This is a genomic window from Pseudomonas sp. S49 (assembly GCF_009866785.1).
Classification (GTDB): Bacteria; Pseudomonadota; Gammaproteobacteria; order Pseudomonadales; family Pseudomonadaceae; genus Aquipseudomonas.
Map to the genome: position 1 here is coordinate 978,554 of NZ_CP019432.1, position 20,685 is coordinate 999,238.

At 59.7% G+C, this 20,685-nt stretch carries 15 protein-coding genes and 1 tRNA gene; 13 read left to right on the plus strand and 3 right to left on the minus strand.

Annotated elements, in window-relative coordinates; all coding sequences use genetic code 11:
- Positions 1-24 precede the first annotated feature (24 nt).
- From infB to PspS49_RS04210, 7 genes are all read left to right on the plus strand, one after another.
- A complete protein-coding gene (gene infB / locus PspS49_RS04180; protein WP_150749590.1) occupies positions 25-2,556 on the plus strand; it encodes a translation initiation factor IF-2 in 2,532 nt (843 codons plus the stop codon).
- Between the two features lie 160 nt (positions 2,557-2,716).
- Positions 2,717-3,118: a 30S ribosome-binding factor RbfA gene (gene rbfA, locus PspS49_RS04185; RefSeq protein WP_008088344.1), complete on the plus strand. Its 402-nt coding sequence runs from the start codon at positions 2,717-2,719 to the stop codon at positions 3,116-3,118.
- Positions 3,119-3,122: 4 nt separating this feature from the next.
- On the plus strand, positions 3,123-4,040 hold the full coding sequence (gene truB, locus PspS49_RS04190) for a tRNA pseudouridine(55) synthase TruB (protein WP_008088346.1): 918 nt from the start codon (positions 3,123-3,125) through the stop codon (positions 4,038-4,040).
- Between the two features lie 142 nt (positions 4,041-4,182).
- Entirely contained in the window at positions 4,183-4,452 is a 270-nt protein-coding gene (gene rpsO / locus PspS49_RS04195) for a 30S ribosomal protein S15 (RefSeq protein ID WP_003177875.1), read from the plus strand.
- A gap of 193 nt (positions 4,453-4,645) precedes the next feature.
- The gene (gene pnp / locus PspS49_RS04200) at positions 4,646-6,751 is read left to right on the plus strand and encodes a polyribonucleotide nucleotidyltransferase (protein WP_160038265.1); all 2,106 of its coding nucleotides are present in this window, start codon (positions 4,646-4,648) and stop codon (positions 6,749-6,751) included.
- Between the two features lie 129 nt (positions 6,752-6,880).
- Positions 6,881-6,956, plus strand: a tRNA-Thr gene (locus tag PspS49_RS04205).
- Positions 6,957-7,199: 243 nt separating this feature from the next.
- Positions 7,200-7,499, plus strand: coding sequence for a DUF6388 family protein (locus PspS49_RS04210; RefSeq protein WP_123452824.1), 300 nt, complete (start codon positions 7,200-7,202; stop codon positions 7,497-7,499).
- A 51-nt stretch (positions 7,500-7,550) separates the two neighbouring features.
- On the opposite strand, the gene nadC is transcribed toward PspS49_RS04210, so the two are convergent.
- Positions 7,551-8,399: a carboxylating nicotinate-nucleotide diphosphorylase gene (gene nadC / locus PspS49_RS04215; protein ID WP_150749589.1), complete on the minus strand. Its 849-nt coding sequence runs from the start codon at positions 8,397-8,399 to the stop codon at positions 7,551-7,553.
- Between the two features lie 372 nt (positions 8,400-8,771).
- Between nadC and PspS49_RS04220 the strand changes: the two genes are divergently transcribed.
- From PspS49_RS04220 to PspS49_RS04235, 4 genes are all read left to right on the plus strand, one after another.
- A complete protein-coding gene (locus PspS49_RS04220; protein ID WP_150749588.1) occupies positions 8,772-10,952 on the plus strand; it encodes a DUF1631 domain-containing protein in 2,181 nt (726 codons plus the stop codon).
- Positions 10,953-11,016: 64 nt separating this feature from the next.
- Complete coding sequence (gene ampD, locus PspS49_RS04225) at positions 11,017-11,577, plus strand: 1,6-anhydro-N-acetylmuramyl-L-alanine amidase AmpD (protein ID WP_150749587.1); 561 nt, start codon at positions 11,017-11,019, stop codon at positions 11,575-11,577.
- Positions 11,574-12,413 carry a regulatory signaling modulator protein AmpE gene (ampE, locus tag PspS49_RS04230; protein ID WP_127925795.1) on the plus strand — a complete coding sequence of 280 codons (840 nt, stop codon included), beginning with the start codon at positions 11,574-11,576 and terminating at the stop codon, positions 12,411-12,413. The genes ampD and ampE overlap by 4 nt, the downstream gene beginning before the upstream one ends.
- A 228-nt stretch (positions 12,414-12,641) precedes the next feature.
- Positions 12,642-14,672 carry a methyl-accepting chemotaxis protein gene (locus PspS49_RS04235; RefSeq protein WP_127925796.1) on the plus strand — a complete coding sequence of 677 codons (2,031 nt, stop codon included), beginning with the start codon at positions 12,642-12,644 and terminating at the stop codon, positions 14,670-14,672.
- A 116-nt stretch (positions 14,673-14,788) separates the two neighbouring features.
- Here the strand turns inward: PspS49_RS04235 and PspS49_RS04240 are convergent, their stop codons facing one another.
- Positions 14,789-15,565, minus strand: a complete 777-nt coding sequence (locus PspS49_RS04240) for a TatD family hydrolase (RefSeq protein WP_150749586.1) — start codon at positions 15,563-15,565, stop codon at positions 14,789-14,791.
- A gap of 3 nt (positions 15,566-15,568) precedes the next feature.
- A complete protein-coding gene (cra, locus tag PspS49_RS04245; RefSeq protein ID WP_095119519.1) occupies positions 15,569-16,564 on the minus strand; it encodes a catabolite repressor/activator in 996 nt (331 codons plus the stop codon).
- A gap of 307 nt (positions 16,565-16,871) precedes the next feature.
- On the opposite strand from cra, the gene ptsP reads away from it, so the two are divergent.
- Together ptsP and pfkB are read left to right on the plus strand one after the other, a co-directional pair.
- The gene (ptsP, locus tag PspS49_RS04250; protein WP_150749585.1) at positions 16,872-19,733 is read left to right on the plus strand and encodes a phosphoenolpyruvate--protein phosphotransferase; all 2,862 of its coding nucleotides are present in this window, start codon (positions 16,872-16,874) and stop codon (positions 19,731-19,733) included.
- The gene (gene pfkB / locus PspS49_RS04255; RefSeq protein ID WP_160038267.1) at positions 19,733-20,674 is read left to right on the plus strand and encodes a 1-phosphofructokinase; all 942 of its coding nucleotides are present in this window, start codon (positions 19,733-19,735) and stop codon (positions 20,672-20,674) included. Before ptsP ends, pfkB begins: the two co-directional genes overlap by 1 nt.
- The last annotated feature ends 11 nt before the right edge of the window (positions 20,675-20,685 follow it).

The following is a 20,685-nucleotide window of genomic DNA, read 5'->3' on the forward strand; positions in this document are numbered from 1 at the left end:
GGCGCGGCCTGAGGAGAGAAGTGCATGACGCAAGTCACGGTGAAACAACTGGCCGATGAGGTCAAAACACCGGTAGAGCGCCTGTTGCAGCAGATGCGTGAGGCAGGTCTGCCGCACACCGCCGCCGAAGAAAATGTGACTGACAGTGAGAAGCAGTCTCTGCTGACTCACTTGAAAAGCAGCCACAAGGCGAAAGTGGAAGAACCACGCAAGATCACGCTGCAGCGTAAAACCACCAGCACCCTGCGTGTGGCTGGTAGCAAAAGCATCAGCGTAGAAGTTCGCAAAAAGAAAGTTTTCGTACAGCGCAGCCCGGAAGAAATCGAAGCCGAGCGCAAGCGTGAACTGGATGAGCGTCGCGCAGTAGAAAATGCTGCTCGTCAGAAGGCTGAAGAAGAAGCCAAGCAACGCGCCGAAGAAGAAGCGCGCCGCCAGCCTGCTGCCGCGCAGACCGCTGCCAGCGACGCCGTTGCGGCGCCGGCTGCAGCTGCCGAACCTGTTCGCGAAAGCGCACCGGTAGTGGCCGCTGCTCCAGCTCCGTCTGCCGAAGTTCGCAACAAGCAGAACGAACAGCGCCGTCCGGACAAACCACGTGCCGACGACAACAATCGTCGTAGCGGTGGTGGTGATGGCGAGCGCAAAAACGCTCCGCATCGCGCCTCGGTCAAAGAAAAAGCGCCGGCTCCACGTGTGGCGCCACGCACTACCGACGAAGAAAGCGATGGCTTCCGTCGTGGTGGTCGCGGCAAGGCCAAGCTGAAGAAGCGCAACGCTCACGGTTTCCAGAGCCCAACCGGCCCTGTCGTGCGTGATGTGCAGATCGGCGAGACCATCACTGTTGGCGATCTCGCCAATCAGATGTCGGTCAAGGCTGCTGAAATCATCAAGTTCATGTTCAAACTGGGTACTCCAGCGACCATCAACCAGGTGCTTGATCAGGAAACTGCTCAACTGGTAGCCGAAGAACTGGGCCACAAAGTGACCCTGGTCAGCGACACCGCCCTGGAAGATTCCCTGGCCGAGTCCCTGAAGTTTGAAGGTGAGTCGTTCTCCCGTGCGCCAGTCGTGACCGTAATGGGCCACGTTGACCACGGTAAAACTTCCCTGCTCGACTATATCCGTCGTGCCAAGGTAGCTGCTGGCGAAGCCGGCGGTATCACCCAGCACATCGGTGCGTACCACGTTGAAACCGAACGCGGCATGGTCACCTTCCTCGATACCCCGGGTCACGCCGCGTTTACCGCAATGCGTGCTCGTGGTGCCAAGGCGACCGACATCGTGATTCTGGTGGTTGCAGCGGACGACGGCGTGATGCCGCAGACCATTGAAGCTGTTCAGCACGCTGTAGCGGCTGGCGTTCCACTGGTTGTTGCAGTGAACAAAATCGACAAGCCGGGCGCCGATCTCGATCGCATCCGTAGCGAACTGTCGGTTCACGGCGTGACTTCCGAAGAGTGGGGCGGTGATACGCCGTTCGTTCCGGTTTCGGCGAAAGTCGGTACTGGCGTGGACGAGTTGCTTGAAGCCGTTCTGCTGCAAGCTGAAGTTCTCGAACTGAAAGCAACTCCATCGGCTCCTGGTCGTGGTGTTGTGGTTGAATCGCGTCTCGACAAAGGTCGCGGCCCGGTGGCAACCGTTCTGGTTCAAGACGGTACCCTGCGCCAAGGCGACATGGTCCTGGTCGGTTCGAACTATGGTCGCGTTCGCGCCATGCTCGACGAGAACGGCAAGCCAATCAAAGAAGCCGGTCCTTCCATCCCTGTCGAGATCCTCGGCCTGGACGGTACCCCGGACGCTGGCGACGAGATGAGCGTGGTTGCTGACGAGAAGAAAGCCCGTGAAGTGGCTCTGTTCCGTCAAGGCAAGTTCCGCGAAGTCAAACTGGCTCGCGCTCACGCCGGCAAGCTGGAAAACATCTTCGAAAACATGGGTCAGGCCGAGAAGAAGACGCTCAACATCGTCCTCAAATCCGATGTCCGTGGTTCGCTGGAAGCGTTGAACGGTGCCTTGAATGGCCTGGGCAACGACGAAGTTCAAGTGCGCGTAGTCGGCGGCGGTGTCGGTGGTATCACCGAATCCGATGCTAACCTGGCACTGGCTTCCAACGCTGTACTGTTCGGCTTCAACGTGCGTGCCGATGCTGGCGCACGGAAGATCGTCGAGCAGGAAGGTCTGGACATGCGTTACTACAACGTGATCTACGACATCATCGAAGACGTCAAGAAAGCCCTGACCGGCATGCTCGGCAGCGATGTTCGCGAGAATATCCTGGGTGTGGCCGAAGTGCGTGACGTGTTCCGTTCGCCGAAGTTTGGCGCGATCGCTGGCTGCATGGTGATCGAAGGTGTTGTGCACCGTAACCGTCCGATCCGTGTACTGCGTGAAGACATCGTTATCTTCGAAGGCGAGCTGGAATCCCTGCGCCGCTTCAAGGATGACGCTTCCGAAGTACGTGCCGGCATGGAATGCGGTATCGGCGTGAAGAGCTACAACGACGTCAAAGTCGGCGACAAGATCGAAGTCTTCGAGAAGGTTCAGGTTGCTCGCAGCCTCTAACTCGCGCACTTCAGGAGCCGTGATGGCCGGCCGCACTCAACAGTGTGGCGCATCACCCGGACTCTAAACGCAACGCCCGGTCTGGCTTTTGTCAGGCCGGGCGTTTGCCGCTTTCAGACCTGGCGGGTTTCACCGCCGGGCAGTAACAGGTAACAAAATCATGGCAAAAGAATACAGCCGTACCCAACGTATCGGCGATCAGATGCAGCGCGAGCTGGCCCAGCTGATCCGTCGTGAAGTCAAGGATCCACGCGTGGGTCTGGTCACCATTACCGCAGTGGAAGTCAGCCGTGACGTCGGTCACGCGAAGATTTTCATCACCGTGATGGGGCAGGACAACGCTGAAGACATCGCACAAAGCATCAAGGTGCTCAATTCCGCCGCAGGTTTCCTGCGCATGCAATTGGCCCGTGAAATGAAGCTGCGCAGCGTGCCGCAACTGCACTTCCACTACGACGAGTCCGTCGTGCGTGGCGCGCACCTGTCGGCGCTGATCGAGCGTGCGGTGGCTGAAGACAATCAGCATCCGGTCGCTGCTGAACCTGAAGACACCAAGGAGTAACTCGGTGGCTCAGGTCAAACGTATCCGTCGTAACGTCAGCGGCATCATCCTGCTCGACAAGCCGTTGGGATTCACGTCCAACGCCGCGTTGCAGAAGGTTCGCTGGTTGCTCAACGCCGAGAAGGCCGGTCACACCGGCAGCCTCGACCCTCTGGCCACGGGCGTCTTGCCGTTGTGCTTTGGCGAAGCGACCAAGTTCTCGCAGTACCTGCTCGATTCCGACAAGGCTTATGAAACCCTCGCGCAACTGGGTAAGACCACCACCACGGCCGATGCCGAAGGTGAGGTTTTGCAGGAGCGCCCGGTGACCGTTGGTCGCGCCGATGTCGAAGCGGCATTGCCGAAATTTCGTGGGCAAATCAGTCAGATACCGCCGATGTACTCGGCGCTAAAGCGTGATGGCCAGCCGCTCTACAAGTTGGCTCGTGCAGGCGAAGTAGTGGAGCGTGAACCGCGTTCTGTTACTATTGCGCGCTTGGAATTACTGGCCTTCGAAGGCGATACTGCACGACTTGCGGTGGATTGCAGCAAAGGCACCTATATTCGCACCCTCGTGGAGGATATCGGTGAGCAACTCGGTTGTGGTGCGTACGTCGCGGAATTGCGCCGTACCCAGGCCGGGCCTTTCACCCTGGCGCAGACGGTGACCCTCGAAGAGCTTGAAGCGGTACATGCCGAGGGCGGCAACGAAGCGGTGGATCGCTTCCTGATGCCATCGGACAGCGGCCTGCAGGATTGGCCGTTGCTGCACTTCTCCGAAGCGAGTGCGTTCTACTGGCTCAACGGCCAGCCGGTGCGTGCCCCGGATGCTCCGAAGTTCGGCATGGTGCGGGTACAGGATCACAATGGTCGCTTCATCGGTATCGGTGAAGTGAGCGAAGACGGGCGCATTGCGCCACGTCGACTGATTCGGTCGGAATGACCGAAACCGGTCTGTGTCAAAGCAGGCTGGCGAGGGTGGCTGTTAACAGGCACGGTCACTACTCATTTATAGATACAGGGATTTGTCCCTGGCCTGTTGAAGCTGTTTCTTTGAAACAGTTTCCTGATAAAAGGATTGCCTCATGGCTCTCGACGTTCAAGAAAAAGCTCAAATCGTTGCTGACTACCAGCAAGCTGTTGGTGACACCGGTTCGCCAGAAGTGCAAGTTGCACTGCTGACCCACAACATCAACAAGCTGCAAGGTCACTTCAAGGCCAACGGTAAAGATCACCACTCCCGTCGTGGTCTGATCCGCATGGTAAACCAGCGTCGCAAGCTGCTGGACTACCTGAAAGGCAAGGATCTGGGTCGTTATCAGACTCTGATCGGTCGCCTGGGTCTGCGTCGCTAATCAGCGATTGCGCTATGAGGTTGGTTGTCTGTCGGACGTCAGCGGTTTACCGCCGGCGTCTTGCAGGCTCCCAGCCTCAAGTTTTATCTGGATACACGTTTTACCCTGGACAGGCGTTGGGCCGATTCCCGACATTGCCCAAGAATTCGCAAGAAACCAGTTCCCCCAAGAGCCACAAAGAAGGTAGGACACCGTGAACCCGGTAATCAAAAAATTCCAGTTCGGTCAATCGACCGTTACCCTCGAGACTGGCCGTATCGCCCGTCAGGCCTCCGGCGCAGTATTGGTCACCGTTGACGACGACGTCAGCGTGTTGGTGACTGTAGTCGGTGCAAAACAAGCTGATCCAGGCAAGGGCTTCTTCCCTCTGTCGGTTCACTACCAGGAAAAGACTTACGCTGCCGGTAAGATCCCTGGCGGTTTCTTCAAGCGTGAAGGCCGTCCTTCCGAAAAAGAAACCCTGACTTCCCGACTGATCGACCGTCCGATCCGTCCGCTGTTCCCTGAAGGTTTCATGAACGAAGTGCAGGTTGTCTGCACCGTCGTTTCCACCAGCAAGAAGACCGATCCGGACATCGCAGCGATGATCGGTACCTCGGCTGCCCTGGCTATCTCGGGTATCCCGTTCGACGGCCCGATCGGCGCCGCTCGCGTTGCCTTCCACGAAAGCACCGGCTACCTGCTGAACCCGACTTACGAGCAGCAAGCGGCTTCGAGCCTGGACATGGTCGTTGCCGGTACTTCCGACGCCGTACTGATGGTTGAATCGGAAGCCAAAGAGCTGACCGAAGACCAGATGCTGGGCGCGGTACTGTTTGCTCACGACGAATTCCAGGTTGTGATCAACGCCGTTAAAGAACTGGCCGCTGAAGCTGCCAAGCCAACCTGGATCTGGGCTCCTGCGCCAGAAGCCACCGAACTGCTGGGCGCTATCCGTGCCGAGTTCGGCGAAGCGATCTCCCAGGCTTACACCATCACCGTCAAGGCCGACCGTTATGCGCGTCTGGGCGAGCTGAAGGATCAAGTCGTTGCCAAGCTGTCCGGTGAAGAAGGTCAGCCTTCGTCCAGCGAAGTCAAAGCCGCTTTCGGCGAAATCGAATACCGCACTGTTCGCGAAAACATCGTCAATGGCAAGCCACGTATCGACGGTCGCGACACCAAAACCGTACGTCCGCTGAACATCGAAGTCGGCGTTCTGCCGAAGACTCACGGTTCGGCGCTGTTCACTCGTGGTGAAACCCAGGCGCTGGTCGTTGCAACACTGGGCACCGCCCGTGACGCACAACTGCTGGACACCCTGGAAGGCGAGAAAAAAGACCCGTTCATGCTGCACTACAACTTCCCTCCGTTCTCGGTGGGCGAGTGTGGTCGCATGGGTGGTGCTGGTCGTCGTGAAATCGGTCACGGCCGTCTGGCCCGTCGTTCGGTTTCGGCCATGCTGCCAGCCGCTGACGTGTTCCCGTACACCATCCGTGTGGTTTCGGAAATCACCGAATCCAACGGTTCGAGCTCGATGGCTTCCGTTTGCGGCGCTTCCCTGGCCCTGATGGACGCTGGTGTGCCGATGAAGGCGCCGGTTGCCGGTATCGCCATGGGTCTGGTCAAGGAAGGCGAGAAGTTCGCAGTTCTGACCGACATCCTCGGTGACGAAGACCACCTGGGCGACATGGACTTCAAAGTAGCCGGTACCGCCAAAGGCGTTACTGCGCTGCAGATGGACATCAAGATCAAAGGCATCACCGAAGAAATCATGGAGATCGCTCTGGGCCAAGCCCTGGAAGCGCGCCTGAACATCCTCGGTCAGATGAACCAGATCATCGGCCAGTCGCGTACCGAACTGTCGGCCAACGCTCCGACCATGATCGCGATGAGAATCGACACCGACAAGATCCGTGATGTTATCGGTAAAGGTGGCGCGACCATCCGTGCGATCTGCGAAGAAACCAAGGCTTCGATCGACATCGAAGACGACGGTTCGATCAAGATCTTCGGCGAAACCAAGGAAGCTGCTGAAGCTGCACGTCAGCGCGTTCTGGGTATCACCGCTGAAGCCGAGATCGGCAAGATCTATGTGGGTAAAGTTGAGCGCATCGTCGACTTCGGCGCATTCGTCAACATCCTGCCGGGCAAGGACGGTCTGGTGCATATCTCGATGCTGAGCGACGCTCGCGTAGAGAAAGTGACCGACATCCTGAAAGAAGGCCAGGAAGTGGAAGTGCTGGTACTGGACGTGGACAACCGCGGCCGTATCAAGCTGTCCATCAAAGACGTGGCTGCTGCCAAGGCTTCGGGCGTTTAATCACCCCAAAGCGTTAGCGCAATAAAAATGCCCCGCCGTGAAAACGGCGGGGCATTTTTTTGTCTGCGAAATATCGGGACATTCTGTGAAGTTGCCGGACTTCAAGACCGGTGCTAGGTTTAGCCCACCGCCCGTGTAGCTCAGCCGGTAGAGCAGCGCACTCGTAACGCGAAGGTCGCAGGTTCGATTCCTGTCTCGGGCACCACCTTCTTAAACACTCTCACCCATCGCAAAAGCGGATTTATGTTCCGCAGGTCAGCTTTTTGTGAGAGAGATGTAAAGAGCCGTGTAATTCGTCATGCAAACGTCCTATATTCGGAGCCTGCATGAGCATCGCCCAGCAGTTTTCAGATGATCCCGAATGGTTCCGAAGGCCGGACAAATCCGCGTCAGAGAGATCCTTGATGATCCAGATCCATCCTCCATTCCTAAGATCAGCGAGAACGCCATGACCGAATTAACTCAAGAGCAACGTCACGAACAAGCGCTGGAAAAGTACATTCTGGACGTACCGGACCTGAAAGAAGAGATCAAGGACCTGAGTCCCGATGATCAAAAAGATCAGATCCAGTGGGCCTTCGAAGACGAAGCCGAAGCCCAGGGCTTGCAGCCGTGGGAGCTGACACTCAAGTACACGAGCACGCCGGAAGAGTTCGAGGCACAGCGCCTCGTGCTGCACAAAGAGGCGGCCGAAGTGCTGGGTGTCGAGTGGGAAGAGTACTGCGAGATGAATAATCTGGTGGTCTGATACAAAAACGCCAGCCTCAACCGGGCTGGCGTTTTTTATTGCGCGCAGTATTCAGAGACTGAGGCGCATCGACAGATCCACCGCTTTGACATCCTTGGTCATCGCGCCAATCGAGATGTAGTCCACTCCGGTTTCGGCGATCGGCAGCAGTGTGCTTTCGTTGATACCGCCGCTGGCCTCCAGTTTCGCCTTGCCGCCGTTCAGGCGCACGGCTTCGCGCATGTCATCCAGGCTCAGTTCGTCGAGCATGATGATGTCGGCGCCGGCGGCCAGTGCCTCCTTCAGCTCCTCCAGACTTTCCACTTCGACTTCCACCGGTTTGCCCGGGGCAATCTTGTGCGCGGCGGCAATCGCCTGCGGGATGCCACCGCTGGCGGCGATGTGGTTTTCCTTGATCAGGAACGCGTCGTACAGACCGATGCGATGGTTGTGGCAGCCACCGCAGGTCACCGCGTATTTCTGTGCCAGACGCAGACCCGGCAGAGTCTTGCGGGTGTCGAGCAGTTTGACCTGAGTGGTACCGACGAAATCGGCCAGGTACTGCGCGTGCGTAGCTACGCCGGAAAGCAATTGCAGAAAATTCAGCGCACTGCGCTCACCGGTCAGCAGCGAACGGGCCGGGCCTTCCAGATGAAATAACGGTTGATTGGGCTTTACCCGCTCGCCATCGACCACTTGCCAATGCACCGCCACCCGCGGATCAAGCTGACGAAACACCGCATCGACCCAGGCAGTGCCGCAGATAACGGCCGCGTCGCGAGTGATGATGGTGGCTTTGGCCAGGCGTTCGGCCGGGATCAGTTGCGCGGTGATGTCGCCGCTGCCGATGTCTTCGAGCAACGCACGGCGCACGTTGGCTTCGATTTCGGCGGTCAAGTCGGCGAGACGTAGATTCGGCATAACGGGCTCCACAAACAAAGTGGTTCGATTATAGGGGCATGGCGCGAGCCAACCCAAGGCGAGAACGCGCGTGCCAGCCTGCATCCGGTCGATTTTCTTTGAGCAAACCCGGCCAGGCGTGGTCACTGAAAGGGGCGGTATAGGGGAAACCCTGACGGCTATGGCGCCGGGTGCAAGTTATGAAAGATAATTCGCCTTGCATTTGACGTCATAGCTTTGACGTCCTGATTGAACTTGCGGGAGCGAGCCTGCTCGCGAATGCATTCTTTCAGTGACATTGCTACGGCTGACACACCGCCATCGCGAGCAGGCTCGCTCCCACAGGGATCCGGGTTGGCTTGACCGAACGAATCACCGTTTCAGGAGGCTTGGATGCACAACGACGGGAAAGTGGTGCCTTTGCACAAAGGCACTGCCGATCAGGCGAATCACTCGCCGCTCGCCCGCCTGCCTGTGATTCTGCTTCAGGTTCGCGACAAGGCTGCCCAGCAACTGCGCCACGGTTTGCAGGAGCTGTTCGATAACGCCGACGACACGCTGTTTGAAATGGCCGACCGGGCGCGCAACGACGTCGAACAGAACATCTTTTTCGAAGCCATGCGCGACCTGCGCCTGAAGCGCAAAAACATCGAACGCGGTTTTCTCGAGCAATTCTTCGAAGCCTTCGTCGGCCTGACCCAATACGATCCTGCGCACAACACGCTGCCGCACGCGCTGATATACGACGAGCTGGCCCCCCGCAACGACGATATGGAACGCAGCGTGGCGGTCGAGACCATGGTCGGTCGTGTGCTCAAGCGTGACGGCTTCGCCCTCGATCAACTGACCGCACGGCTTAACGCGTTGCTCGGCAAGACCCTCGATGATCAGCACAACCCGCTCGGCCCGGCGCTGCTCTGCGAGTTTTTCCTCCAGGCCGGGCGTAATCTGGGCGTGGAGATCAAGGTTAAACTGATCCTGCTCAAACTGTTCGAGCGCTATGTCCTGGCCGACACCGAACAGCTTTACGCCGAAGCCAATCAATTGCTGCTCGCCACCGGTGTGTTGCCGGACTTGAAGCCGGCCCCTGCACGCCGCGCCATTGATCGGGCGATCGCGAATGTGGAAAGTGGTGAAAGCGACGATCTGCCGCCTGTCGATGAAAGCGTGCAAGAGGTCTTCGCCGCGTTGCAAGAGTTGCTTTCGCATGTACGTGGCACTGTCGCACCGACGCTGGAATCCAGCTTTGCGGTTCAACCGATTTCCACCCGCGATCTGCTGCGCCTGCTCTCGCATTTGCAGCAATACGTGCCCGAGTTGGCGGCACAGGATGATTTCGATCTACGCAATCAGCTCGAACAACTGCTGACCCGGGTCAGCGTCAGAAGTGGCAAATCGCGGATTGTGGGCGATGCGGACGAAGATGTGATCAATCTGATCGCCATGGTCTTCGACTGCATTCTTGAAGACCGCAATGTCCCGGATTCGCTCAAGGCCCTGATCGCCCGGTTACAGATCCCGATGCTCAAGGTCGCGGTGCTCGACAAGAGTTTCTTCAGCCGCAGCACGCATCCGGCGCGGCGCCTGCTCAATGAAATCGCCGAGGCGGCCATGGGCTGGGGCGATTGTGACGGTGACGCGCGTGACAGCTTGTACCTGCGTATCGAACAAGTGGTGCAGCGCCTGCTGACTGACTTTGTCGATGATCCGGCGATTTTTTCCGAATTGCTCGCCGATTTCCTCGCGTTCACCAGTGATGAACGCCGTCGCAGCGAGCTGCTTGAACAGCGTCTGCGTGACGCCGAAGAGGGGCGAGCGAAAACCGAACTGGCCCGGCGCCGGGTCGAACGGGCTTTGAATCAGGCATTGCTGGGCAAGACGCTGCCGCCTTCCGTGGTCACCTTCGTACAAGATGCGTGGAGCAAAGTACTGCTGCTGACGTGCCTCAAGCATGGCGATCAGTCAGCCGAATGGCAGGCCGATGTGCAAACCATGGAGCAATTGATCTGGAGTGTGCAGCGTCACGAAGACGCTGAATCCAGTCTGCGCTTGCTGGCGCTGGTACCGGGGTTGCTCAAGTCGCTGCGTGATGGCCTGACCAGTTCGGCGTTCGACCCGTTCGCCACCAGCGAGTTTTTCAGCGAACTTGAAGCCCTGCATGTGCAGGTGCTGGAGCGCTCCGTCGAGGCAGAACCGGCCGCTTCGATGATTGAGGTCTCGCAACAGATCGTGCTGCAAAGCGCCGACGACAGCAGCATGGCGCTGTCATCGGCACGTTTGTCCCACGATGCCGTCGGTTTGCGCCAGGTCGAGCAACTGCGTCTGGGCAGTTGGGTGGCGTTTCAAGAGGACGATGAACACAGTCTGCGTTGCAAACTCGCGGCGATCATCGAAGCCACCGGCAAATATGTGTTTGTCGATCGCACCGGCATGAAGGTACTGGAGCGCAGTCGCCTTGCGCTGGCCGAGGAATTCCAGCGTGGTGCGGTACGCGCACTGGATGACACCTTGCTGTTTGATCGGGCGCTGGAGTCGGTACTGGGCAATCTGCGGCGACTCAATCGCGGCAAGTGATCGCGCGCCGGGGGCCGATCACGGCATACTGGGCGCCAACACAGTCGGCGTTGAAGGAATCGGTATGCAGTTGGATCCCGCTAGCGGGTGGTGTCACGGGGTGCAGGTCTGCCCATCGCCCAACTTCAATGAACGCCCTGCGGGCGAAATTTCCCTGTTGGTTATCCACAACATCAGCCTGCCGCCGGCGCAGTTTGCCACGGGCAAGGTACATGAATTTTTCCAGAATCGTCTGGATGTCACCGAACACCCCTACTTTGCAGGGATCGCCGACTTGCGCGTTTCGGCGCATTTTCTGATTGAACGTGACGGCAAGGTCACCCAGTTTGTCTCCTGTCTTGAGCGGGCGTGGCATGCGGGTGTATCGGTGTTCGAAGGGCGCGAAACCTGTAACGATTTTTCCGTGGGCATCGAGCTCGAAGGCACCGATGATCTGCCGTTCACCGACGCGCAGTATCAGGCGTTGACGGCGCTGACGCGTCAGTTGCAAAGCGCATTTCCGGCCATCACCGGCGCGCGCATTTGCGGGCACAGCGACATAGCACCCGGGCGTAAGACCGATCCTGGCCCGGCATTCGACTGGGCGCGTTACCGCGCGGCCCTGGCACAAGAGGAAGGACAATGAGTTTTCTGGTGTTACTGCTGGCGCTGTGGATCGAGAAGTTTTCGGCCCTGCGTCATCGGGTTCAACGCGATGGCGGATGGATCCGCGAACTGAACAAACTCGAAAGCAGCGAGCGGCTGGCCAAACAGCCGTGGCTGGTGCTGAGCATTCTGGTGCTGTTTCCGGTGGCCTTGCTGGCGCTGTTGCTGGTGGTGCTGGAGCCGGTGGCGTACGGCTTGCTGGCGTTGCCGGTGCATTTGCTGGTGGTGATTTACAGTCTGGGGCGCGGCGACTTGCTCGGCGGTCTCGGGCCGTTCCGTGATGCCTGGCGCCGTGAGGATCTGCAAGCCGCGGCGCATGTAGCCAAGCGTGATCTGAATATTTGCGCCGACAGCGGCGAGCAGTTGCTCGAGCGTGTGCAGGGGCATCTTCTGTGGCAGGCTTACCAGAGCTTTTTTGCGGTGATCTTCTGGTATTTCGTGCTCGGCCCGGTGGCGGCACTGGCCTATCGCTTGTTGGCGCTGGCGCAAGAACACGGGCAGAACCCGGCGCTGGTCGAGCGCGCCGCGCAACTGCGGCACGCCTTCGACTGGCTGCCGGTACGCTTGCTGGCGGCGAGCATGGCACTGGTCGGCAACTTTGTTGCGGTCAGTCGGGTGATGCTGCATGAACTGCTCAACTGGAACATCAGCGCGGCGCAACTGATCAATCGGGTCGGTTTGGCGGCAGGCGAGATTCCACCTCCAGTGGTCGGGCCGGAAGGCATCAACACCCTCGATTGCCTGTGGGAACTGCTGCTGCGCGCGGCAGTGCTGTGGTATGCCGGGTTTGCCCTGTGGACAGTCCTGATCCACTGATTTCACTGATTTAAAGAAAGATCAAAAGATCGCAGCCTGCGGCAGCTCCTACACAGGGATTGTGTGTTTCCTGTGGGAGCTGCCGCAGGCTGCGATCTTTTTGTCGTTAACCTTAAGTTACAAAACCTCCCTCCGATTTGAGCTATACAGAGATAGCGCCCGATAGTGGCTATCTGCTGTCGTCCCGCGCCTGCCAATAAAAACAAGAAAAACCAAGGGAGACTTCCAGTGAAGAGCTTGCTCTATCCCGCCGTCTCGCTGATGAACCGTCTGAGCTTCGGCATGAAGTTCAGCCTGATCAGCGTGCTGTTCCTGGTGCCGATGCTGGTGACCAATTTCTATCTGGTGCGCGACTCCTATCGCGAATTCCAGGGCACCCGCGTCGAGCTGCAAAGCCTTGATCTGCTGGGCAGCAGCCTGGCCCTGCGCCGGGATCTGGAAACCCTCAACAATCTGGTGCAGATCAACGTCAGCCTCGGCCAGTCGGGCAAGGCCGGGAATGTCGAGGCGCAGATCACCACGCTCGAACAGGCGGTTCTGGCGCGCCTGCAGGGACTGACGGCAATGACCGACGATCCCGAGCAGATCAAAGTATTCGACGACAAGCGTGATGAAATGATCGCCGCGTTCAAGGCCCAGCAAGTGGAAAACTCGCTGCAGAGTAAAAGCGCGTTGATTGGCAAACTGCTGGCCAGTGCGCAGATTTTCAGCCAGATCATCACCAGTCAGGCCGGGCTGAGCCGCGACAACCAGAGCGACATCCGTCAGCTCAGCGAACTGGTTACCCTGATTACGCCGACCGTCACGCAAACTCTCGGCGAAGGCCGGGCCATGGGTTCGTATTCATTGGGTCAGGGTTTTCTCAACAGCTCTTCAAGCACACGTTTCGACGAGTTGATGGTGCAGATCGAAAAACTCCAGGCCGAATACGGTTTGAAACTGCAGGACGCCCTCGGCTCCAGCAAAGCAGCGCGGGAAACCCTCAGCGCTGCGGCCGACAGCAGCAAGGCCTCGCTGAAACAGGCCAGCGAACTGTTCGAAGAGCAGGTCGTCATGGCCGACACCCTCGATGCGCCGTGGCAGGCTTTTTACGATCAGGTCACTGGGCTGATCGGCAAGACCTATGAGCTCAACGAAGCCACGTTGAAATTCCTCGACACTCAATTGCAGCAGCGTCTGGCGCAAAACCGCACACACATGGTCTTGCAGGCGGTGGCGCTGTCGGTGGTGTTTGTGCTGATTTTCTATCTCTACGGTGGTTTCTACGCCTCGACCCGCACCACGCTTAAACGCCTCGGGGCGATGATGGACAAGGTTGCGGCTGGTGACATGACGGTCAACTTCAAGGCCAGCAGTCGCGATGAGTTAGGTGAGTTGGGCGAGGTGTTCAATGGCACGGTGAGGAAGATTCACGACTTGATTGAACGGGTTGGTCAGACCGTCGCCGAGGTCGAACGTCAGGCCGGGCAGGTTGAAAACGTCTCCGCGCAGAGCAATCAGGCGGTGGCGGGACAGCGCACGCAGATCGAACAAGTGGCGACGGCGATGAACCAGATGTCGGCGACCTCACTGGAGGTGGCGCGCAGTGCCGCCGCAGCGGTGAGCAGTGCTCACAGCGTGAATGACGAGACCATCAATGGCCGTGGCTTGGTCGAATCACAGCAGGGCAGCATTGCCGCGCTGGCCAGCGAGATCGACCAGTCGGTGCTGGTGATCAACCAGTTGGCCAGCGACAGTCAGTCGATCAGCCGTGTACTGGAAGTGATCAAGAGCATCGCCGAGCAGACCAACTTGCTGGCGCTCAACGCGGCGATCGAAGCGGCACGTGCCGGCGAGCAGGGACGTGGCTTTGCTGTGGTCGCAGACGAAGTGCGTACCTTGGCCAAACGCACTCAGCAATCGACCGAAGAAATCGAACAGATGATCGCCAAGCTGCACGGCGGCGTCGGAGCAGCGGTGAAAGCCATGGGTGTCAGCCATCAGATGGCCAACGGCACGGTGGGGCAGTCGGAAAAGGTTCAGCAGGCGCTGGAAAACATCCTCGGCGCGGTCGGCATGATCGTCGATCAGAACCAGCAGATCGCCGCTGCGGTGGAGCAGCAAACGGCGGTGGCCCACGACATTGATCAGAATATCGTCGAGATCAACCGCGCCGGCGAACGCACGGCGCAAGGTGCGCACCAGACTGAAGATGCCAGCCGGGCGTTGTCAGCTCAGGTCGTTGAGCTCAAACAACTGATCAGCGCCTTCCGTGTCTGAGCTGTACACAAATCCCCTGTAGGAGCTGCGGCACGCTGCGATCTTTTGATCTTGATTTCAAAGATCAAAAGATCGCAGCCTCGTTTCACTCGACAGCTCCTACAGGGGGAGATGTGTTACCAGCCGAATACTTCGCAGCTGTTGGCGGTGCTGGCGGTGGCCAAATGTTCGGGGCTGATCTTCATCAACTCGGCCAGCGCCTCGCAGATCGCCGGCAAATGCGCCGGACTGTTGCGCTGACCGGGAAACATGACAGGCGCCATGTCCGGTGAATCGGTTTCCAGCACGATCGACTCCAGCGGCAGTTCCGCCAGTACCCGATGCATGCGCAACGCCTGCGGCCAGGTCGGTGCGCCGCCCAGGCCCAGTTTGAAACCGAGTTTGATGTACTCCCGCGCTTCTTCACGGCTGCCGGCGAAGGCGTGAATGATCCCCGCGCGTTTGAGCTTGACGCGTTTGAGCGTAGCGATGACCGCCGCATGACTACGGCGAACGTGGATTAATGCCGGTAATTGGAAATCCGCCGCCAATTGCAGCTGCGCTTCGAACAGCGCCTGTTGCCGCTCGCGATCCAGCGTTTCGACGAAGTAATCCAGACCGATTTCGCCCACCGCACACAATTGTCGATGACCGCGCAGCCGGGTCAGCCAATCACCGAGCGCTGACACATCCTCAGGACGATGCTGATCGAGATACACCGGATGCAGACCGAACGCCGCGTACAAGTCCTTGTCGCTCTGCACCAGATCCCACACCCGTTGCCAGTTACCCTCATAAACCCCCAACACCACCATCCGCCGCACTCCGAGGGCGCGGCATTCGGCGAGCAACGCCGCGCGATCGGCGTCGAAGTCGGGGAAATCGAGGTGGGTGTGGCTGTCGATCAGCTCCACGGCTCAGTCCTGGTGGATACGCTGCTTGAAGGTCCGCGCGATGGCCTGCACACCGGGCTTGTACTCCGACTGCTCGACGGCGGCCAGCGCCAGTTCCAGCGCCTTGTCGGCGATCAACTGGTGCTGCTGGGCCATGGCGTTGACCGGCAGCGGCAGGAAATCCAGCAACTGTGTATCACCGAAGGTGCCGAGACGCAGCGGCCGGGATTTCAGCGGAAAGTCATGCAGCGCATCGAACACGCCTTGCAGCAGCACGTAGGACGTCGTCACCAGTGCATCCGGCAAATGCCCCAGACGTTGCAGGAGTTCTTCCATCAACTGCTTGCCGCACTCACGGCTGAAAGACTCAGCATGTTCGACCAGCACTTCGCCTTTGAAATCGACCAGCGCCTCTTTGAAACCGGCGGCACGTTCCTGGCTGATGCTCAGTTCCGGGCGCGCGCCGAGCAGTACGATCTGCTTCGGTTGCGGATCGAGCAGGCTCTGGGTCAGGTGCAGGCTGGCTTCGCGGTCGTCACTGATCACCGAGCAGAAATGCTCGGGTTCCATGACCCGGTCGATGGCGATGATCGGCAGACCTTTGGCCTGCAACTGCCGATAGCTGTCATCGCCGGCCGGCAGGCAACTGGCGACGATCAGCGCATCGCAACGGCGCGCGCGGAACAGTTGCAGCAGTTGCCGTTCGCTGTCCGGCGCATCGTCGGAGCTGGCGATCAGCAACTGATAGCCACGCGCTCGCGCACCTTGTTCGAGCAGTTTGGCGATCCGCGCGTAACTGGGGTTTTCCAGATCCGGCAGAATAAAGCCCAGCGTGCGCGTATGCCGACTGCGCAGCCCAGCCGCTTGAGGGTTCGGCGTGAAGCCGTGCAGATCGACCACCGCCCGCACCCGCTCGACGGTGGCGGTGCTGATGCGTTGCTGTTCGGCCTTGCCGTTGATGACGTAGCTGGCGGTGGTCACGGACACTCCGGCCAACCGCGCGATATCACTGAGTTTCAACCCGGGATTTCCTTGTTTATTCGAGCTTGCCGCGACATTTTCGCCAATCCTACCCGATTAGGGCAGGCGACTATTGTCGCAGCGCATCCGACAAGTTGGACTTCAAGGATGGGACATTATCGAGTAACGTGCCGATCAATCTAGATTAAACGTTTCAGCAAGCGTATTTTCTACGTTTTAGACGCCTTTGGCCGGTGCTGCCGTGAAACCGCCAAAACTGCCGCTGAAAAGCAAAGCGGCAGAGCGCCTAAGCTGCAACCATCCAAAACAATACCTGGCACTCATAAAGCGCCAAAAAGGAGATCGCATGCTCGAGCTCACTATAGAGCAGATATCCATGGGCCAATCGGCTGTGGATAAACCCGCTGCCCTGCAACTGCTCGCCAATCATCTGGTGGCCGATGGTCTGGTCGCCGACGGCTACCTCGCCGGATTGCAGGCCCGGGAAGCCCAGGGCTCGACCTTTCTCGGTCAAGGTATTGCCATTCCCCACGGCACCCCGGAAACCCGCGATCAAGTGTTCGCCACTGGCGTGCGCCTGATGCAGTTCCCGGAAGGCGTGGATTGGGGCGATGGCCAGATCGTTTATCTGGCGATTGGTATCGCTGCCAAATCCGACGAACACCTGCGCCTGCTGCAACTGCTGACCCGTGCCCTCGGCGAGACCGATCTGGGCCAGGCCCTGCGGCGCGCCAGTTCCCCCGAAGCCCTGCTGAAACTGCTGCAAGGCGCGCCGCAGGAGCTGGCGCTGGATGCGCAGATGATCGGCCTCGGCGTGTCGGCCGATGATTTCGAAGAACTGGTCTGGCGTGGCGCACGTCTGTTGCGTCAGGCCGATTGTGTGAGCAACGGTTTCTCGGCGGTGCTGCAACAGGTCGAAGCACTGCCGTTGGGCGATGGTTTGTGGTGGTTGCACAGCGAGCAAACCGTGAAGCGCCCGGGCCTGGCGTTTGTCACCCCGGACAAACCGATGCGCTACCTCGGTCAGCCACTCAGTGGCTTGTTCTGTCTGGCCAGTTTGGGCGAGGCGCATCAGGCGCTGCTCGAACGTCTTTGCGCATTGCTCATCGAAGGTCGCGGCCATGAATTGGGGCGCGCCACCAGCAGCCGCAAAGTTCTCGAAGTGCTAGGCGGTGAATTGCCCGCCGATTGGCCGAGCGCACGCATTGCCCTGGCCAATGCCCATGGTCTGCACGCGCGTCCGGCGAAGATCCTTGCGCAACTGGCGAAGAGTTTTGATGGCGAAATTCGCGTGCGCATCGTCGACGGCCAGGACAGCGCAGTATCGGTGAAGAGCTTGAGCAAACTGCTCAGCCTCGGCGCCCGTCGTGGTCAGGTGCTGGAACTGATTGCCGAACCGAGCATCGCCGCTGATGCTTTGCCGGCCTTACTCGCCGCCATTGAAGAAGGCCTTGGTGAAGAAGTCGAACCGCTGCCAGCAGTAAGTCAGCAGCGCGAAGTCATCGCCGACATCGCCGAAGTGCTGATCGCTCCGGCGTCTGGCACTCAGTTGCAGGCGATCCCGGCAGCACCGGGCATTGCTATCGGGCCTGCGCATATTCAGGTGCAGCAGACCATCGATTACCCGCTGCGCGGCGAGTCCGCCGCGGTCGAGCGCGAACGCCTCAAGCAAGCCCTCAGCGATGTGCGCAGCGACATTCAAGGTCTGATCGAACGTAGCAAAGCCAAAGCCATCCGCGAGATCTTCATCACCCACCAGGAAATGCTCGACGACCCGGATCTCACCGACGAAGTCGACACCCGCCTCAAGCAGGGCGAAAGTGCCGAAGCGGCGTGGATGGCAGTGATCGAGGCGGCGGCCAAGCAACAGGAGTCGTTGCAGGACGCGTTGCTCGCCGAGCGTGCGGCGGATCTGCGCGATATCGGCCGCCGCGTGCTGGCGCAACTGTGTGGTGTGCAAACCCCGAGCGAGCCTGAGCAGCCATACATTCTGGTGATGGACGAAGTCGGCCCGTCCGACGTCGCGCGGCTGGACCCGGCGCGTGTGGCGGGGATTCTCACCGCACGCGGCGGCGCCACCGCGCACAGTGCAATCGTCGCGCGAGCGCTCGGGATTCCGGCGCTGGTCGGCGCTGGCGCAGCGGTGTTGTTGCTGGCGCCGGGCACGCCGTTGCTGCTCGACGGCCAGCGCGGTCGCCTGCATGTCGACGCCGATGCTGCGACCCTGCAACGCGCCGCCGAAGAACGCGACACTCGCGAGCAACGCCTGAAGATTGCCGCCGAACAACGCCACCAACCGGCACACACTAGCGACGGTCACGCCGTTGAAGTGTTCGCCAACATCGGCGAAAGCGCGGGCGTGATCAGCGCGGTGGAGCAAGGCGCTGAAGGCATCGGTCTGCTGCGCACCGAACTGATTTTCATGGCCCATCCGCAAGCGCCGGACGAGGCGACGCAAGAAGCCGAATACCGCCGCGTTCTTGATGGTCTCGCCGGTCGCCCGTTGGTGGTGCGAACGCTGGATGTCGGCGGCGACAAACCGCTGCCGTATTGGCCGATCGCCAAAGAGGAAAACCCGTTCCTCGGCGTGCGCGGCATTCGCCTGACCTTGCAGCGGCCGCAGATCATGGAAGCGCAATTGCGCGCCTTGCTGCGTTCGGCGGACAACCGTCCGCTGCGCATCATGTTCCCGATGGTTGGCAGCGTTGAAGAGTGGCGTCAGGCCCGTGACATGACCGAACGTCTGCGCCTGGAAATCCCGGTTGCTGATCTGCAACTGGGGATCATGATCGAAGTGCCGTCCGCCGCGTTACTCGCGCCGGTATTGGCCAAGGAAGTCGACTTCTTCAGCGTCGGCACCAACGACCTGACGCAATACACACTGGCCATCGACCGGGGTCACCCGACGCTGTCGGCGCAGGCTGACGGCTTGCACCCGGCGGTGCTGCAACTGATTGACATCACCGTGCGCGCGGCCCATGCCCACGGTAAATGGGTCGGCGTGTGCGGCGAACTCGCAGCTGATCCGCTGGCGGTGCCGGTGCTGGTTGGCCTCGGTGTCGATGAACTCAGCGTGTCAGGGCGCAGCATTGCCGAAGTCAAAGCACGCATCCGCGAACTCAGCCTGACTCAGGCGCAAACCCTTGCTCAACAGGCCCTGGCCGTGGGCAGCGCGAATGAAGTGCGCGCACTAGTGGAGGCCCTGTAATGGCCAAGATTCTTACCCTGACCCTCAACCCGGCGCTCGACCTCACCGTTGAGTTGCCACGGCTGGAGGCCGGTCAGGTCAATCGCAGCGACGAGATGCACACCCACGCCGCTGGTAAAGGCGTGAACGTCGCGCAAGTGCTGGCCGATCTAGGCCATCAACTGACGGTCAGTGGGTTTCTCGGCGAAGACAATCTGCAAGCGTTCGAAACCCTGTTCGCCAAGCGCGGTTTTGTCGACGCGTTTATCCGCGTGCCGGGTGAGACGCGCAGCAACATCAAGGTCGCCGAACAGGATGGCCGCATCACCGACATCAACGGCCCGGGGCCGGTGGTCGACGCCGCCGCGCAGCAGGCCTTGTTGGAGCGTCTGCTGCAGATCGCACCGGGTCACGACGCAGTGGTGGTGGCCGGCAGTTTGCCGCGCGGCGTCACGGCGCAGTGGTTGCGCGAGTTGATCGAACGGCTCAATCAGCTCGGTCTGAAAGTCGCCCTCGACTCCAGCGGCGAAGCGTTGCGCGAAGCCTTGAAAGCCAGTCCATGGCTGATCAAACCCAACACTGAAGAACTCGCTGATGCGCTCGGTTGCGAGGTGGTTTCGCACGCGGCGGAAGCGCAAGCAGCGGCGCGTTTGCATGCGCAAGGCATCGAGCACGTGGTGATCTCCCACGGCGCCGACGGTGTGAACTGGTTCAGCGTCGGTTCGGCACTGCACGCGACGCCACCGAAGGTCAGCGTCGCCAGCACGGTCGGTGCCGGTGATTCGTTGCTGGCCGGCATGCTTCACGGTTTGCTCAGCGCTGACACGCCTGAACAAACCCTGCGCACCGCCACCGCGATTGCGGCGATGGCGGTGACCCAGATCGGTTTCGGCATCAACGACGCTGCGCAACTGGCGCAGCTCGAACAGGGCGTGCGCGTGCGTCCCCTGACAGAACAATAAGAGGGTTTGTC

Excerpts from the sequence above, each read along its gene's own strand:
- infB (WP_150749590.1), top strand. The coding sequence starts at position 25 with ATGACGCAAGTCACGGTGAAACAACTGGCCGATGAGGTCAAAACACCG.
- rbfA (WP_008088344.1), top strand. The coding sequence starts at position 2,717 with ATGGCAAAAGAATACAGCCGTACCCAACGTATCGGCGATCAGATGCAG.
- rpsO (WP_003177875.1), top strand. The coding sequence starts at position 4,183 with ATGGCTCTCGACGTTCAAGAAAAAGCTCAAATCGTTGCTGACTACCAG.
- PspS49_RS04210 (WP_123452824.1), top strand. The coding sequence starts at position 7,200 with ATGACCGAATTAACTCAAGAGCAACGTCACGAACAAGCGCTGGAAAAG.
- nadC (WP_150749589.1), bottom strand. The coding sequence starts at position 8,399 with ATGCCGAATCTACGTCTCGCCGACTTGACCGCCGAAATCGAAGCCAAC.
- PspS49_RS04220 (WP_150749588.1), top strand. The coding sequence starts at position 8,772 with ATGCACAACGACGGGAAAGTGGTGCCTTTGCACAAAGGCACTGCCGAT.
- ampD (WP_150749587.1), top strand. The coding sequence starts at position 11,017 with ATGCAGTTGGATCCCGCTAGCGGGTGGTGTCACGGGGTGCAGGTCTGC.
- ampE (WP_127925795.1), top strand. The coding sequence starts at position 11,574 with ATGAGTTTTCTGGTGTTACTGCTGGCGCTGTGGATCGAGAAGTTTTCG.
- ptsP (WP_150749585.1), top strand. The coding sequence starts at position 16,872 with ATGCTCGAGCTCACTATAGAGCAGATATCCATGGGCCAATCGGCTGTG.
- pfkB (WP_160038267.1), top strand. The coding sequence starts at position 19,733 with ATGGCCAAGATTCTTACCCTGACCCTCAACCCGGCGCTCGACCTCACC.